The organism is Curtobacterium sp. PhB190 (genome assembly GCF_004365385.1).
Classification (GTDB): Bacteria; Actinomycetota; Actinomycetes; order Actinomycetales; family Microbacteriaceae; genus Curtobacterium.
The window spans coordinates 43,325-59,483 of the sequence record NZ_SODN01000001.1 but is presented as its reverse complement, the minus strand read 5'-3'; the positions used below and the strand labels follow the sequence as shown (position 1 = coordinate 59,483).

Annotated in this window: 13 protein-coding genes; all 13 read right to left on the bottom strand. The window is 70.2% G+C overall.

Features of this window, described 5'->3' with window-relative positions:
• Position 1 precedes the first annotated feature (1 nt).
• The 13 genes from dnaE to murD all read right to left on the bottom strand — a co-directional run bounded on the left by dnaE (position 2) and on the right by murD (position 16,157).
• Entirely contained in the window at positions 2–3,535 is a 3,534-nt protein-coding gene (gene dnaE / locus EDF47_RS00250) for a DNA polymerase III subunit alpha (protein ID WP_131878986.1), read from the bottom strand.
• A gap of 458 nt (positions 3,536–3,993) precedes the next feature.
• Positions 3,994–4,923: an RluA family pseudouridine synthase gene (locus EDF47_RS00245; protein WP_123938308.1), complete on the bottom strand. Its 930-nt coding sequence runs from the start codon at positions 4,921–4,923 to the stop codon at positions 3,994–3,996.
• Positions 4,920–5,588, bottom strand: coding sequence for a signal peptidase II (gene lspA / locus EDF47_RS00240; RefSeq protein ID WP_347876466.1), 669 nt, complete (start codon positions 5,586–5,588; stop codon positions 4,920–4,922). The genes EDF47_RS00245 and lspA overlap by 4 nt, the downstream gene beginning before the upstream one ends.
• Before the next feature lie 2 nt (positions 5,589–5,590).
• Positions 5,591–6,277, bottom strand: a complete 687-nt coding sequence (locus EDF47_RS00235; RefSeq protein WP_165900993.1) for a DivIVA domain-containing protein — start codon at positions 6,275–6,277, stop codon at positions 5,591–5,593.
• A gap of 187 nt (positions 6,278–6,464) precedes the next feature.
• Positions 6,465–6,761, bottom strand: a complete 297-nt coding sequence (locus tag EDF47_RS00230; protein ID WP_111085780.1) for a YggT family protein — start codon at positions 6,759–6,761, stop codon at positions 6,465–6,467.
• A gap of 71 nt (positions 6,762–6,832) precedes the next feature.
• Positions 6,833–7,411, bottom strand: a complete 579-nt coding sequence (gene sepF, locus EDF47_RS00225) for a cell division protein SepF (RefSeq protein WP_123292468.1) — start codon at positions 7,409–7,411, stop codon at positions 6,833–6,835.
• A gap of 43 nt (positions 7,412–7,454) precedes the next feature.
• Positions 7,455–8,180, bottom strand: coding sequence for a YggS family pyridoxal phosphate-dependent enzyme (locus tag EDF47_RS00220; RefSeq protein WP_133938197.1), 726 nt, complete (start codon positions 8,178–8,180; stop codon positions 7,455–7,457).
• A 7-nt stretch (positions 8,181–8,187) separates the two neighbouring features.
• A complete protein-coding gene (gene ftsZ / locus EDF47_RS00215; protein ID WP_111085783.1) occupies positions 8,188–9,348 on the bottom strand; it encodes a cell division protein FtsZ in 1,161 nt (386 codons plus the stop codon).
• A 145-nt stretch (positions 9,349–9,493) separates the two neighbouring features.
• A complete protein-coding gene (locus tag EDF47_RS00210) occupies positions 9,494–10,867 on the bottom strand; it encodes an FtsQ-type POTRA domain-containing protein (RefSeq protein ID WP_133938195.1) in 1,374 nt (457 codons plus the stop codon).
• A complete protein-coding gene (murC, locus tag EDF47_RS00205; protein ID WP_131878991.1) occupies positions 10,864–12,267 on the bottom strand; it encodes a UDP-N-acetylmuramate--L-alanine ligase in 1,404 nt (467 codons plus the stop codon). Before murC ends, EDF47_RS00210 begins: the two co-directional genes overlap by 4 nt.
• Positions 12,264–13,403: an undecaprenyldiphospho-muramoylpentapeptide beta-N-acetylglucosaminyltransferase gene (murG, locus tag EDF47_RS00200; RefSeq protein ID WP_243833979.1), complete on the bottom strand. Its 1,140-nt coding sequence runs from the start codon at positions 13,401–13,403 to the stop codon at positions 12,264–12,266. The genes murC and murG overlap by 4 nt, the downstream gene beginning before the upstream one ends.
• Positions 13,400–14,659, bottom strand: coding sequence for a putative lipid II flippase FtsW (gene ftsW, locus EDF47_RS00195; protein WP_133938193.1), 1,260 nt, complete (start codon positions 14,657–14,659; stop codon positions 13,400–13,402). Before ftsW ends, murG begins: the two co-directional genes overlap by 4 nt.
• Positions 14,628–16,157, bottom strand: a complete 1,530-nt coding sequence (gene murD / locus EDF47_RS00190) for a UDP-N-acetylmuramoyl-L-alanine--D-glutamate ligase (protein WP_131878995.1) — start codon at positions 16,155–16,157, stop codon at positions 14,628–14,630. Before murD ends, ftsW begins: the two co-directional genes overlap by 32 nt.
• Positions 16,158–16,159: the final 2 nt, after the last annotated feature.

Genomic DNA, 16,159 nt, shown 5'->3' with positions numbered 1-16,159 from the left:
GCTACACCAGGCAGCGCGGCCCGAGCAGGCTCTTCAGCTCGCCGAACAGGTCGGGTGTCAGGTTCACCGGGAACGGCAGCTCGAACGTGCGCGCGACGTCGTCCTTCAGCAGCTTCAGGCGGACCTCGGTCTCACCCTGGTGCCGTCCGAGCACGGCCGCGAGCTCCGTCACCGTGGACGTGGTGGCCTGCCGCTCCGGCAGCGACAACGTGAGCGGGCCAGAGCCCATCGCGTCGCCGATCGCCGGCTGGAACATGCTCACTGCGTGCAGGGCCTTGCCGTCGTCGCGGACGTTCACACGACCGCGCAGGACCACGATCGAGTCGGCCACGAGCGACGGACCGAACTCCTGGTAGGTCTTGCCGAGGAACATCACGCCGATCTGGCCGCCGAAGTCCTCGATGTCGACGATGCCGTACGGGTTGCCGCTCGTCTTCGCCACCCGGTGTTGCACGCTCGTCAGCAGACCCGCGACCGTGACGGTCTCGCCCTCGACCGAGTCGTCGGCCGCGATGAGGTCGGCGATGGTGATCGACTGGTGCTTCGCGAGCTCGATCTCGAGCCCGGCGAGCGGGTGGTCGGAGACGTAGAGGCCGAGCATGTCGCGCTCGAACGCGAGCTTGTCGCGCTTGGACCATTCCGGACGGTCAGGCACCTGTGACACCGGACCGGTGGCCGGCGATTCCTCGGCGACCTCGGCGAACAGCGAGTCGAAGTCGAAGCCGACGTTGCCGTGGGCCTCGTCACGCTTGACCTTGACGGCGCCTTCGACCGCGCCCTCGTGGATCTCGACCAGGGCGCGGCGGGAGTCGCCGAACTCGTCGAAGGCACCCGCCTTGATGAGCGACTCGACGGTCCGCTTGTTCGCCGACGAGATCGGGATCTTGCGCAGGAAGTCGTGGAACGACTCGAACGCGCCCTTGTCGGTGCGGGCATTCACGATGTCGTCGACGACGTTGAACCCGACGTTGCGGATCGCGCCCATGCCGAACCGGATGTCCTCACCGACAGCGGCGAAGAAGCCGATCGACTCGTTGACGTCCGGCGGCATGACCTTGATGCCCATGCGGCGGCACTCGTTCAGGTACAGCGCGAGCTTGTCGCGGGCGTCACCCACCGAGGTGAGCAGCGCCGCCATGTACTCGGCCGGGTAGTGCGCCTTCAGGTAGGCGGTCCAGAACGAGACCACGCCGTACGCGGCGGAGTGCGCCTTGTTGAACGCGTAGTCGGAGAACGGCAGCAGGATGTCCCACAGCATCTTGATCGCCGCGGCCGAGTAGCCGTTGTCCAGCATGCCCTTCTCGAAGCCCGCGTACTGCTTGTCGAGCTCGGACTTCTTCTTCTTGCCCATCGCGCGGCGGAGGATGTCCGCCTGGCCGAGGGAGAACCCCGCTACCTTCTGCGCGATGGCCATGACCTGCTCCTGGTAGATGATCAGGCCGTAGGTCCCGCCGAGGATCTCCGCCAGGGGCTCTTCGAGCTCCGGGTGGATCGGCGTGATCGCCTGCTCGCCGTTCTTGCGGAGCGCGTAGTTCGTGTGCGAGTTCGCACCCATGGGGCCCGGACGGTACAGGGCGATGAGCGCGGAGATGTCCTCGAAGTTGTCGGGCTTCATCAGGCGCAGCAGGCCGCGCATCGGTCCACCGTCGAGCTGGAAGACGCCGAGTGTGTCACCGCGTTGCAGGAGCGCGTACGCCTCGGGGTCCTCGAGCCCCATGGTCTCGAGGTCGAGCTCGATGCCACGGTTGTTCTTGATGTTGTCGAGGGCGTCACTGATGATCGTGAGGTTGCGGAGCCCCAGGAAGTCCATCTTGATCAGGCCGAGCGACTCCGCTGCCGGGTAGTCGAACTGCGTGACGACCTGGCCGTCCTGCTCCCGCTTCATGATCGGGATGATGTCGATGAGCGGGTCGCTCGACATGATGACGCCGGCCGCGTGCACGCCCCACTGGCGCTTCAGCCCCTCGAGCCCGAGCGCGGTGTCGAAGACGGTCTTCGCCTCGGGGTCGGTCTCGACCACGGTGCGGACGTCGACGGCTTCCTTGTAGCGCGGGTGGTCCTTGTCGAAGATCCCGGTGAGCGGGATGTCCTTGCCCATCACGGGCGGCGGCATCGCCTTGGTGAGCTTCTCGCCCATGCCGAACGGGAACCCGAGGACGCGCGAGGAGTCCTTCAGCGCCTGCTTCGCCTTGATCGTGCCGTAGGTGACGATCTGCGCGACGCGCTCCGACCCGTACTTCTCGGTGACGTACTTGATCGCCTCACCGCGGCGCCGGTCGTCGAAGTCGACGTCGAAGTCGGGCATCGAGACGCGGTCCGGGTTCAGGAACCGCTCGAAGATCAGGCCGTGCCGGATCGGGTCGAGGTCGGTGATACGCATCGCGTACGCGACCATCGAGCCGGCACCGGAACCACGGCCGGGGCCGACGCGGATGCCGTTGTTCTTCGACCACAGGATGAAGTCGGAGACCACGAGGAAGTACCCCGGGAACCCCATCTGGTTGATGATGCCGACCTCGTAGTCGGCACGCTCCTGCACCTCGGCCGGGATGCCGTCCGGGTACCGGTAGTCCAGCCCCTTCGCGACCTCCTTCTCGAACCAGGAGTGCTCGGTCTCGCCCGCCGGCACCGGGAACTTCGGCATGTAGTTCGCCGAGGTGTCGAACTCGACGTTGCACCGCTCGGCGATGAGCAGCGTGTTGTCGCAGGCCTCGGGGTTGTCGCGGAAGACGTGCCGCATCTGCTGCGGGGACTTCAGGTAGAACTCGTCGGCGTCGAACTTGAACCGGTTCGGGTCGTTCAGCGTCGAACCCGACTGCACGCACAGCAGGGCGGCGTGCGACTTGGCGTCGTGCGAGTGTGTGTAGTGCAGGTCGTTCGTGCCGACCAGCGGGATGTCGAGGTCCTTCGCCAGCCGGATCAGGTCGCTCATGATCCGACGCTCGATCTCGAGTCCGTGGTCCATGACCTCGGCGAAGTAGTTCTCCTTGCCGAAGATGTCGCGGTAGTCGGCGGCGGCCTTGACGGCTTCGTCGTACTGGCCGAGGCGCAGGCGCGTCTGGACCTCGCCCGACGGGCACCCCGTCGTGGCGATGATGCCCTCGTGGTACTCCTCGAGCAGCTCGATGTCCATGCGCGGCTTGAAGTAGTAGCCCTCGAGCGACGCCTTCGACGACAGCCGGAACAGGTTGTGCATGCCCGTCGTGTTCTCGGCGAACATCGTCATGTGCGTGTACGAACCGGCACCGGAGACGTCGTCCCCACCGCCGTCGCCCCACCGCACACGGGTCTTGTCCGTGCGGTGGGTCCGGGGCGTGATGTAAGCCTCGGTCCCGATGATCGGCTTGACGCCGCCGGCCTTGGCGGCCTTCCAGAACTCGAAGGCGCCGAACATGTTGCCGTGGTCGGTCACCGCCACAGCCGGCATGCCCTGCGCAGCGGTCTCCTGCACGAGGTCGCCGAGCCTGGCCGCGCCGTCGAGCATCGAGTACTCGCTGTGCACGTGCAGGTGGACGAAGGAGTCGGAATCCGCCACGGAACCTCCGGTCGAACGAGCTGCTTGCGGGACGCGAACAGCCTAACCGCGACCGCGGACAAACCCGCGCGTGTCCGAGCGGTCCGACGCCGAGGTCGCACGACACGCCGCGCGTAGCCCGGCGAGGGTGCAGGAACCGTCGCTCGGCGGGCCCGAAGCCAGCAGATCGTGTCCCCACGGCGGTGGAGCCCGCGCGTGGCGGACGGCAGGCACGGGGCGGCGTTGCCACGGGCCTCCCGGCCGATTCTGGACGTACGGATGCGGCACGGCCATCGTTCGCCCGTCGCTCCCCCGTCGCTCCCCCCTCGAGGTTCCACAACACGCCGCGTGCGCTCCGCCGAGGTTCCACAGACCGACGCACAGCGCGCCCAGATGCCGAGATTTCGGAACCTCAGCGGGACGACGCGACCGACGCGACGACGCACGACGCACGACGCACGACGCGACACGCGCGCCCGTCAGGACGAAGCGGCTCGGATGCGGTCGAGCGCGAGGCGCAGGTCGTCGGGGTACTCCGCCTGGAACGACACCCACTCGCCGGTGCGCGGGTGGTCGAAACCGAGTCGCACGGCGTCGAGCCACTGGCGGGTCAGCCCGAGCTCCTGCGCCAGGACCGGGTCGGCGCCGTACATCGTGTCGCCGACCAGCGGGTGGCGGGTCGCGGCCATGTGCACGCGGATCTGGTGGGTGCGCCCGGTCTCGAGGTGCACCTCGAGCAGGGTCGCCGACCGGAACGCCTCGAGGGTCTCGTAGTGGGTGACGCTCGGCTTGCCGTCGGCGGTGACCGCGAACTTCCAGTCGCTCGACGGGTGCCGGCCGATCGGGGCGTCGACGGTGCCGGAGGTCGGGTCGGGGTGCCCCTGCGCGAGTGCGTGGTAGACCTTCTCGACCGTGCGCTCCTTGAACGCCCGCTTGAGGTGGGTGTACGCGAGCTCGGTCTTCGCGACGACCATGAGTCCCGACGTGCCGACGTCGAGGCGGTGCACGATGCCCGCACGCTCGGCGGCGCCCGAGGTCGCGATGGTGAACCCAGCTGCGGCGAGGCCCCCGGGCACGGTCGGACCGTCCCAACCGGGCGAGGGGTGCGCGGCGACGCCGATGGGCTTGTCGACGACCACGATGTCCTCGTCGTCGTGCACGATCGTCATCCCGGGAACGGCCGCCGGCACGATGCGCGGCGGCTCCTTCGGGGACCACTCGACCTCGAGCCACGAGTCGGCGTGCAGGCGGTCGGACTTGTCGACGGGGACGCCGTCGACCCGGACCCCACCGGCGGCGACCACGTCGGCCGCGAACGAGCGGCTGAACCCGAGGAGCTTCGCGATGGCGGCGTCGACACGCTCGCCGGCGAGCCCGTCGGGGACGGGAAGGGAACGCGACTCGCTCACGTGGCGTCGTGCCCCAGCGCGTCGCGTCGGTCGCCGTCGTTCGGCCTGGAGGCGCGGGTCGGCTCGTCGACAGCAGCGTCAGCTGACGAGAACGCGGCCCCACCGTCGAGCGGCTCCGTCGTGTCCGCCTGCGCAGCGCGCTTGGCGGAGACCGTGCGGGCCCCGTCGAGGTTCACGCCGAGGATCACCAGCAGCACGAAGACCACCATGCTGATGCAGATGAACGAGTCGGCGACGTTGTAGATCGCCGGCATCATCCACGGCGTCGAGATGAAGTCGACCACGTGGCCGCGACCGAAGCCGGGCTCACGGAAGAGTCGGTCGATCAGGTTGCCGAGCGCGCCGCCCAGCAGCATGCCGAGCACGACGGCCCACCACATCGACCGGATCCGACGCGAGTAGATGATGATCGCGACGACGACGGCCGCCGAGATGATCGAGAACACCCACGTCATGTTCACCGCGAAGGAGAACGCCGCCCCGGGGTTCCGGACGTACAGGAACTGGAGCGCCCCGCCCAGGATCGGGACGGGGGTGCCGTACGGCAGGTTCGCGACGACCAGTGCCTTCGCGACCTGGTCGAACGCCACCACCACGACAGCGGCGAAGGCCAGTGCCGCGATAGCGCGGACACTGACCTTCGCTCGTGATGCTGGTCGCGACAACGTCAGTTGCCGAAGCCCTGCGCCGATGCCGGCGCCGGGGTGAGACCGGACTGCTCGTTCGAGGAGTCGAGCTCGGAGAGCTGCCCCTGGATGTAGCTCTTGAGCTGGGCGCGGTAGTCGCGCTCGAAGGTCCGGAGCTCGTCGATCTTGCCCTCGAGCTGGCGCTGCTCCTGCTCGAGCACCTGGACACGCTGACGGTTCGTGTTCTCGGTGTCGGCGATGATCTGGCGCTGCTTGGCCTCGGCCTCGGAGACGAGACGCGCTGCCTGGGCGGTGCCCTCGGCGATGAGCGCGTCGCGCTTCTCGACGCCTTCGCGGACGTGCTCCTCGTGGAGACGACGCGCGAGCGTCAGGAGGTTCGTGGTGCCCTCGGTGTCCTCGTCCGCCGGGACCGTGGTCGCCGGGGCGGCCGCTGCGACCGGAGCGGGCTCGGGAGCCGCCTCGACCGGGGCCGGCACGGGCTCCGGCTCGGGTTCTGCCGCGGGAGCGGGCTGCTCGGCCTGCGCCGACTGCGGGGCCGACTCGGCCGCCTGCAGGCGCTGGCGGAGCTCGTCGTTCTCCGCGGTCAGGCGACGCAGCTCGACCACGACCTCGTCGAGGAAGTCGTCGACCTCGTCCTGGTCGTAGCCCTCGCGGAACTTCGTCGGCTGGAACCGCTTGTTGACTACGTCTTCCGGCGTCAAAGCCATTGCCGTCACCTCAATAGAACTGCTGAACGTGTGGAACCACTTGCGTCGTGACCGAACTTACCAGTCACCACGTGTGGTGCGGATGCCGCGCCGGAGGCGAGCATCGATCCCGACCACCGTACACCGACGACGGGGAGGAACGACGACCACTGCATCGGCGCGGCGCGTGTCGCGGACCTGGATCGGGTCAGACCGCGACGGCGATGCCGTTGACGACGACCCGAGCGATGATCACGACGAGCATGACGATCGTCCAGCCGAAGTCGAGTGCCACCGGCCCCATGCGGAGCGGCGGCAGGACCCGCCGAACCGCGCGGATCGGCGGATCGGTGATCGTGTAGACGAACTCGGAGACCACGAGCAGTCCCCCGCGCGGCCGCCAGGACCGGTTGAAGTTCTGCACGAGGTCGAGCGCGAACCGCCCCCACATGACGAAGAAGTACAGCAGGAGGGCGAGGGAGATGATCCCTAGGATCACGGACACGATGGGGCTCGCTCGTCTCGGGCGAGTGCCGTCATGCGACGACGCTCACGGGCGGGTGGCCGGGGGACGGCTCAGGACTGGGCGAAGAAGTTCGCCTCGATGTCGGACTCTACCTCAGCCGGCTCACCGCTCACTGCGACGTGTGCGGGTGACAGCAGGAAGACCTTGTTGGTGACGCGCTCGATCTTGCCGTACAGGCCGAGCGACAGGCCGGAGGCGAAGTCGATCATGCGTCGGGCGTCGTTCTCGGTCATCTGCGAGAGGTTGATGATGACGGGGATCCCGTCGCGGAAGCTCTCGGCGATGGACTGGGCGTCCTTGTACTCGCGCGGGTGGACGGTGAGGATCTCGTTCATTTCCTGGACCGGGGTCGCCTTCTGTGCGGTCGTGTGCGAGCGGCGGAGCGGAGTGACCTGGGCGCCGCGCTGGTGGGTGTGCGTCTTCGCGGGAGCGGCGGCCGGGGCCGCTGCCGGAGCTGCGGCGGCCGCGGGAGCGTCCGCCGGGGCGGGGGCATCCTGCGGTGCTGCGGCCGGAGTGGCGGGAGCCTGCTGGCGCGCGGGCGCGGCCTGCTGCGGCTGCTCGTCCTCGTAGTCGAGTTCCTCGTCGGCGAGGCCGAGGTAGACCATCGTCTTCTTCAGCGGGTTGGCCATGGTTCCTCCGGAGGTTGGTGCACGTGGATGCCCTGCAACGAGGCTAGGGTGCCGCCGGCCGATTTCCCGTGATTGCGGTACCGATCCGCAGGTGTGTCGCGCCCTCGAGCACGGCGTCGGCGTAGTCGCCGCTCATGCCGGCCGAGATGTCGGTGGCGCCGGGCTCGAGCGCCACGACCCGGTCCGAGATCGCCCGCAGCCGAGCGAACGCCGCACGGGGCTCCTCGTCCAGCGGCGCGACGGCCATGACCCCGCGCAACCGGATGGTGCCGGTCTCGAGCACGCGTGCGGCCATCGCCTCGACGTCGTCCGGTTGCACGCCGCCGCGGCCGGGGTCGTCGGTCAGGTTGACCTGCACGAACCCGTCGATGAACGGTGGATCCGGCTCGGCCTCGGTCGGTGCGAAGGCATCCACGACCGACGTGCGGTCGAGGGACTGCACGACGTGCGCGTAGCGACGGACCTGCCGGGCCTTCTTCGACTGCAGCTGCCCGATGAAGTGCCAGGTCAGGTCGAGGTCGGCGAGCTCCGCGGCCTTGACCTGTGCCTCTTGGTGGCGGTTCTCCCCCACGTCGGTGACGCCGAGTGACGCCAGCGCACGGACGAGTGACGCCGGGTGGTACTTCGTGACGACGATCAGCGTGAGGTCGTCGGCCGAGCGCCCTGCGGCGCGCGCCGCGTCGGCGATGCCGCTCCGGACGGACGCGAGACGCGCCTCCAGTCCGTCGTCGTGGGACGAGGCGGACGGGAGGCGCGGATCACCTGCCATGGAGGGGTTACTTCAGGAAGTCGGGGACGTCGAGCTCGTCGTCGTCGTCGAACGCCGGGTCGGCGGCGCGCTGCACCGGCGGCTGGTGTTCCTGCGAGGCCCAGGAGGGGCTCGACGTGCTGGAGTCCTCGATCGCACCGGTCGAGGCGGCGACGGGGGCCGTCGCGCTCGACTCGGGGTCGACGTAGCTCGAGCGACGCTCCTTCTGCTGCTGCGCCGGCTCGCCGCCGTCGAAGCCCGCGGCGATGACGGTCACGCGGACCTCGTCGCCGAGGGTGTCGTCGATGACCGCACCGAAGATGATGTTCGCCTCCGGGTGCACGGCTTCCTGCACCAGACGCGCGGCGTCGTTGATCTCGAAGATGCCGAGGTTCGAGCCACCCTGGATCGAGAGCAGCACACCGTGCGCTCCGTCGATCGAGGCCTCGAGCAGCGGCGACGCCACGGCGAGCTCCGCGGCCTTGATGGCGCGGTCGGCACCCCGGGACGAACCGATGCCCATGAGCGCGGAACCCGCACCCTGCATGACGGACTTGACGTCGGCGAAGTCGAGGTTGATGAGGCCCGGGGTGGTGATGAGGTCGGTGATGCCCTGCACGCCGGCGAGGAGCACCTGGTCGGCGGTGGCGAAGGCCTCGACCATCGAGATGCCGCGGTCGCTGATCTCGAGCAAGCGGTCGTTCGGCACGACGATGAGCGTGTCGACCTCGTCCTTGAGCCCGGCGACGCCGTTCTCGGCCTGCGACTGACGACGCTTGCCCTCGAAGCTGAACGGCTTCGTGACGACGCCGATGGTGAGCGCGCCGATGGACTTGGCGATGCGGGCGACGACGGGCGCACCACCCGTGCCGGTCCCACCGCCTTCACCGGCGGTGACGAAGACCATGTCGGCACCCGCGAGGGCCTCTTCGATCTCTTCGGCGTGGTCCTCGGCGGCACGACGGCCGACCTCGGGGTCCGCGCCGGCGCCGAGACCGCGGGTGATCTCGCGGCCGACGTCGAGCTTGACGTCGGCGTCGCTGAGCAGCAGCGCCTGGGCGTCGGTGTTGATCGCGATGAACTCGACGCCACGGAGGCCGAGTTCGATCATCCGGTTGACGGCGTTGACGCCGCCGCCGCCGACACCGACGACCTTGATGACGGCGAGGTAGTTGTGGTTCGTGGTCACGTCAGTCAGGCCTCCGGTTGAACCCTCAACCTCTACTTGAAGTTCAGGGGCAATGCTGGTAGATGTGGTGCTGGCTCCGACGCTACGGGTGGGTTCCGCGCACTGTCGCCCCGCCACGCCGCGTGTCGCCGATCAGGTCGGCAATTCAGTCCTTCGCGCGGATCACGCCGTTGTCCGGTGCCGACACGTCGTACTCGACGACGACGCCCGGGTTCCGCGCCGCGTGGTCCTTCACCAGGGCGGCGAGCAGCGCGGCCTTCGTGTCGGAGTCGTCGGGGCTCCCCCACACGACGGTCGAGCCGTCCTTGAGGGTCAGGGTCACGTCGTCGGCGGTGGACCCGGCGACCCGCGTGACCTGCGACCGCACCGTCGAGGGCAGCGCCAGCACGACCTCGGTCATGGTGCGGAAGCTCGAGGACCCGAGGCGCGCGCGCGCGATGTCGGCGAGCGGCATCGTGGCCGGACGCTTCGGCGACGACTGCACGACGATGCCGGCCGGGTCGACGAGGTCGAACGAGCTGCCGGACTTCACCGCGACGACGGGCGTGCGCTCGGTCACCGTCACGACGAGGGTGTGCGGCGGGGCCTCTTCGGTCACGTAGCTCTCGATGAGCGGGAAGCCGGCGATGTCCTGCTTGATCTCGTCGAAGTCGAGCCGCGCGAGCGGGGTGCCGATCTGGTCGGACAGGGCCTGCCGCAGCGCGGTCTCGTCGACGCGGTTGGTGCCCTTGACCTCGATCGTCTGCAGGGCCATCAGCGGCGAGAACACCGCCACCAGGATCGAGACGCCGAGCACGAGCACGATGCCGGCCGCGGTGATCCACGCGGCGCGACGGTGGCGACTGCGCCGGGTGAACCGCCGCACCTCGGCCCGCTCGAGCAGGCGACGGCGACGCTTCGCGATGCGCGCCTCACGCGCGGTCTCGGCAGCGCGGACGCCGGCACCGATGGGTGCGTCGTCGTGCTGGACCGGCCGGGAGGCACTCCCCGCGTCGAGCACGTCGGTCACGGTCGCGTCGTGGTTCCGTGCACTGCCCGCCGCGCCCCCGGACGGTCGTCGCGCCCCGTCTCCTCGGGGCGCGTTGCCCGCGTCGGGGCGCGGGTCGCGGTGCTCCTCGTCCGGTGTGTACTCGCGCAGGCGGTCGGCGACGGCGCCGAAGCCGGCGCCGACGCGGCGGCCGGCCGCGCCCGCGAGGGCGCCGACGCGGTCGCGCGTCGAGTCTGCGGCATCGGTGGTCGGTTCCGCGCCCGCGGACGGCCGTCGCGCCCCGGTGCTCGGGGGCGCACCGACCGCTGGGGGGCGCGATCCGGAGGAACCGGGTGCGGGAGTGACGGCCGGGGCCTCGTCGACCGCAGCCGACTCGTCGGGCGCGGGACGGGCCTCCCGGTCGTCGGGTGTGCGCCCGCGGAACGGGAGCCGCGGCATCGAGGGGCCACGACGCTGCCGGGGCGCGTCGGCGCCCTCGACCGGGGCGTCCCTGCGGGCGTCCCCCTCGTCGAACCCCTCGGGTCGCCTCACCGGCCCAACGCTCCCAGCACCTGCGGGATGATCCGGTACACGTCACCGCAGCTGAGCGTCATGATGATGTCGCCGTCGCGGGCGACCGCGGCGGCACGGGCGGCGGCCTCGTCCCAGTCCGGCAGAAACTCCACGCGGGTCTGGTCGGCGAAGCGCTCCTGCACCAGGGCGCCGGTGACGCCTGGCTCCGGGTCCTCGCGCGCGCCGTAGACGTCGAGGACGACCGTGTGGTCGGCGAGCTCCTCGTAGACCCGCGCGAAGTCACCGGCCATCAGACGGGTGCGGGAGTACAGGTGGGGCTGGTGGATCGCGATGATGCGGCCGTCGCCGACGACGTTGCGGGCGGCCTTGAGCGCCGCGGCGACCTCGGTCGGGTGGTGCGCGTAGTCGTCGTAGACCGACACCCCGCGCTCGACACCGTGCAGCTCGAAGCGGCGCTGGGTGCCGCCGAAGGCCTCGAGCCCGCGGATCGCGTCGGCGGCGCTCACGCCCAGGCCGGTCAGGACCGCGAAGGCACCGACGGCGTTGATCGCGTTGTGCCGGCCCGGCACGCGGAGGGTCAGGTGGTGTGCCTCGCCCGCCGCACGGAAGTCGACCTCGACGCCCGCGGCCTCGATGATCCGCTCGATGCGCACGTCGGCGTCGACGGCCTCGCCGAAGGTGACGACCTCGGGGGCGTCGGCGCGCGCGCGGATGCCTGCCGTGACGGTCTTCGCACCGGCGTCGTCGCTCGAGATGACGACGCGCTCGCTCGCCTTCGCGGCGAACTCGACGAACGCCTCGGTGAAGGCCTCCTCGCTGCCGTAGTGGTCGAGGTGGTCGGCGTCGACGTTCGTGATCAGGGCCACGGCGACGTCGTAGAGCAGGAACGAACCGTCGGACTCGTCGGCCTCGACCACGAACAGGTCGCTCGAGCCCGGCGCCGAGCTCGTGCCGAGCGACTGGATGACGCCGCCGTTGACGAAGCTCGGGTCGAGGCCGAGCTCGACCATCGCGGTGACGATCATGCCGGTCGAGGTGGTCTTGCCGTGCGCGCCGGCGACCGCGACGAGGCGGTGCTCGGCGATGAGGGCGGCGAGGGCCTGTGACCGGTGCAGCACCGGCAGGCCGCGGCGCTGCGCCTCGAGCAGTTCGGGGTTGTCCGGCCAGAGCGCGCTCGTGACGACGATCGTGTCCGCATCACCGACGTTCGCGGCGTCGTGGCCGATGTGCACCGCGGCGCCGAGGTCGCGCATGATGCCCGTCGTCTCGGTCTCGCGGGAGTCGCTGCCCGTCACGCGGTGGCCGGCGGCGAGGAACATCCGGGCGATGCCGCTCATGCCGGCGCCGCCGATGCCGACGAAGTGCACGGTGCCGAGGTCGTCCGGGATCGGCTGCGTCAGGTCCGGCTTGATGGTCATGGTTCCTCCGTGGTGCTGGCGGCGCCGTTGCCTCGTGCGGTTCCTCGTGCGGTACCTCGTTCGGTGCCTCGTGCTGCGTCCAGGACGAGGTCGGTCATCCGGCCCGCGCCGTCGCGGTGTCCGACGCTGCCTGCCCGGACCGTCATGTCCGCGATGCGGGCCCGGTCCTGCAGGATGGTCAGGAGCTGGAACGTCACCCAGTCGGGGTCGAATTCCCCGTCCGCCACGAGCACTGCTCCCCCGGCGTCGACGACGTCCTTCGCGTTGTGCCGCTGCTCGCCGTTGCCGACAGGGTACGGCACGAGCACGCTCGGCAGCCCGACCGCGGTGAGCTCGCAGACCATGCCGGCGCCGGAGCGGGACACGACGAAGTCGCTCGCCGCGTACGCCAGGTCCATCCGGTCGCAGTAGGCGAGCACGTGGTAGCTGTCGAGGTCGCTCGGACCGATGTCCGACGCGGCACCGACGACGTGCAGGACCTGCCAGCCGGCGCCCACGATGGTCGCCGCGGACTTGTTGATCGTGCGGTTGATGCTGCGGGCGCCCGAGGAACCACCCGTGACGAGGAGCACCGGGCGAGTCGGGTCGAGCCCGAACTCGGCGAGGGCCTCGGCACGACTGGCACGGCGGTCGAGCGACTCGATCTCGCGCCGGAGCGGCATGCCGACCACCCGGCCGTGCCGCAGTCGGGTGTTCGAGAAGGTCAGGCCGACGTGCTCGGTGAGGAACGCGGCGAGGCGGTTCGCCAACCCCGGCTTCGCGTTCTGCTCGTGCACGACGATCGGGGTGCCGGTGCGTCGGGCCGCGATGTACGCCGGCGCCGCCGCGTAGCCGCCGACGCCGAGGACGACCTCGACCTCGCGCTCGCGGATGATCTGCTCGGTGCGCTTGACGGCCGCGGCGAAGCGCTGGGGGAAGCGCAGGGCCGCGCCGTTCAGCTTCCGGGGGAACGGCAGGCGCGGGATCGTCAGGAGCTCGTAGCCGCGCATCGGCACCAGGCGGGACTCGAGGCCCTCGGCGGTGCCCAGGACGAGCACCTCGGCATCCGGCTCGCGCTCGGTCAGCCGGTCGGCGACCGCGAGCAGGGGGTTGACGTGTCCGGCGGTGCCCCCGCCGGCGAAGAGGTACTTGCTCACCGGAGTCGTCCGTTCGTGGTGGCGCTGTCGAGGGGCGGGTTCGTGGTGCGCGGGTCGTTCTTCCCGGGCAGGTCTCGGGCGAACGACAGCACGACGCCGATCGCCACCAGGGTCATGATGAGCGCGGACCCGCCGGCCGAGATCAGCGGCAGTGGGACGCCGAGGACCGGCAGCAGGCCGAGCACCACGGCGATGTTCACGAGCGCCTGGCCGATGATCCACGCCAGGATGCCGCCCGTGACGGTCTTCACGAACGGGTCGCGGGACTGCCGGATGATCTTGATCATGCCGACGGCGAGCACGACGAACAGTGCGAGCACGACGACGGCACCGATCAGGCCGAGTTCCTCGCCGATGATCGCGAAGATGTAGTCGTTGTCCGCCTCGGGCAGCCACGACCACTTCGCCTTGGAGTTGCCGAGTCCGACGCCGAACACGCCACCGGACGCCAGCGCCCACATGCCGTGCACGGGCTGCCAGCACAGGTCGGCGTACTGGTTCGAGTCGGTGCAGCCGGACAGCCACGCGCTGATGCGCACCTGACGGGACGACGACGCCATCGTGACGAACGGCAGCATGACCGCCATCGCCGCCAGGCCGACGAGCAGGTGCCGGGCGCGGGCCCCGCCGACGTAGAGCGCGCCGAGGACCAGGATGAGCATGATCATCGCGGTGCCCTGGTCGCCACCGAGGATCACGAGGCCGAGCGACAGGAGCGAGGCGATCCCGATCGGGATGAACACCTCTTTCCAGTCGTCGAGCTTGTCGCGCTTGACGTACATGATCGCGCCGACGCCGAGCACCAGGCCGAGCTTCACGACCTCGGACGGCTGCGCGGTGAACGAGCCGATGCCGATCCAGTTCCGGTTGCCCTGGACGTCGATGCCGAGCGGTGTGTACACGAGCAGCTGCAGGACGAGGGCGGCACCGAGCAGCCGCATCGCCCACTTCCGCCACAGCCGTGTCGGGATCCGGCTCGCGACGAGCATGAGCGGGACGCCGAGGACGGCGTACAGCCCCTGGCGGGACGCTGCGCCGAAGAAGTCGTGCGTCGCGGCGTACTGCTCGACGCTCGACGACGACAGGACCATCACGACGCCGAAGACGACCAGGAAGAGCGTGACGCCGAGGATCGTGTAGAAGGTGCTGGACTCGGCGACGAAGACGTTCTTGACGGCGACGAGGGCGCCGTTCGTGCGACGCGGGTTGCCCGTCGCCGGCGTGCTACGACTGTTCGGAAGATCCGTCGTCGCCATCGGCGTTGCCTCCCAGGTGCTCGTGGACCGCCGCCGCGAAACGACGCCCCCGGTCGGCGTAGGAGCCGAACTGGTCGAACGACGCAGCCGCCGGGGCGAGGAGGACCGTGTCGCCCGGCCTCGCGACCGATGCGGCATGCCGGACCGCCTCGGGCATGACCTGATCAGTGTCCGTCGTCTCCACCTGGAGCACCGGCACCCCGGACGCGTGTCGCGCGAATGCCTCCAGGACGGGGGTCCGGTCGGTGCCGATCACGACGACGGCACGGACCTCGGGGCCGAAGCGTGCGACGAGCCCGTCGACGTCGACGCCCTTGAACAGACCGCCGACGATCCACACCACGGTGTCGAACGAGGCGAGCGAGGCGGTGGCGGCGTGCGGGTTCGTGGCCTTCGAGTCGTCCACCCACGCGACGCCGGCCGACTCGGCCACGAGCTCCGTGCGGTGGTGGTCGGCGCGGAAGGCCCGGACGGCGGACTGGATCGCACTCGGCTGGACGGTGCCGGCACGGGCGAGGGCCGCGGCGGCCAGGACGTTCATCGTCATGTGCGGGCTGGCGAGCCCGGCGACCTCGAGGTCGGCGAGGGTCGACAGCTCGAGCGCGCTGTTCCGACGGTCCTCGTTGAAGGCGCGGTCGCACAGGACGTCCTCGACGATGCCGACGTCACCGGGCGCGGGCACCCCCGGCGTGAAGCCGACGGCACGGCAGCCCTCGACGACGTCGGCGTCCTGCACCATGTCGCGCGTGACGTCGTCGGCGGTGTTGTAGACGCACGCCATCACGGTGCGCTCGTAGACCTTGGCCTTCGCGGCGCGGTACGCCGCGGCGGAGCCGTGCCACTCGAGGTGGTCGTCGGCGATGTTCAGGCAGGCGCTCGCGAGCGGCACGACCGCGCCGTCGCCCGAGGTCGCCATGTAGTGCAGCTGGTGGCTGGAGAGCTCGACGACGAGCACGTCGTAGCCGTCCGGGTCGCGGACGACGTCGAGCACCGGCACGCCGATGTTGCCGCAGGCCACGGCACGCAGGCCGCCGGCCTCGTACATCGCGGTCGTGAGCTGCGTCGTGGTGGTCTTGCCGTTCGTGCCCGTGATCGTGATCCACGGTGCGGCGACGGGGCCGCGCACGACCTTGTCGCGCACGCGCCAGGCGAGCTCGATGTCGCCCCAGACCGTGCTGTTCCGGACGGACCACTCGACGGTCGCGTTGTGCGGCGGCAGGCCGGGCGACACGATGACGACGTCCGGTGCCTGCTCCTGCAGCGCGGCCGGCACGGCGTCGAGCGGCGTCTGCACGAAGCGCGCGCCGATGACGTCGAGCAGGTCGACGTTGTCCGACGGCGCGTCGGACGAGTAGACCGTCACCGCACTGCCGAGCTCCACCAGGGTGTCGGCGACCGAGAACCCGGTCGCGCCGAGCCCGAGGACGGCGACGTTCAGGCCCTTCCACCCCTCGGAGTACCAGCTGTCGAGGGACTGGAGGCGGGAGGACGTGGACACCG

Bases quoted from the DNA above. Each gene is read 5' to 3' on its own strand.
- ftsW (WP_133938193.1), bottom strand. From the start codon at position 14,659: ATGGCGACGACGGATCTTCCGAACAGTCGTAGCACGCCGGCGACGGGC.
- murC (WP_131878991.1), bottom strand. From the start codon at position 12,267: ATGACCATCAAGCCGGACCTGACGCAGCCGATCCCGGACGACCTCGGC.
- sepF (WP_123292468.1), bottom strand. From the start codon at position 7,411: ATGGCCAACCCGCTGAAGAAGACGATGGTCTACCTCGGCCTCGCCGAC.
- EDF47_RS00235 (WP_165900993.1), bottom strand. From the start codon at position 6,277: ATGGCTTTGACGCCGGAAGACGTAGTCAACAAGCGGTTCCAGCCGACG.
- EDF47_RS00220 (WP_133938197.1), bottom strand. From the start codon at position 8,180: ATGGCAGGTGATCCGCGCCTCCCGTCCGCCTCGTCCCACGACGACGGA.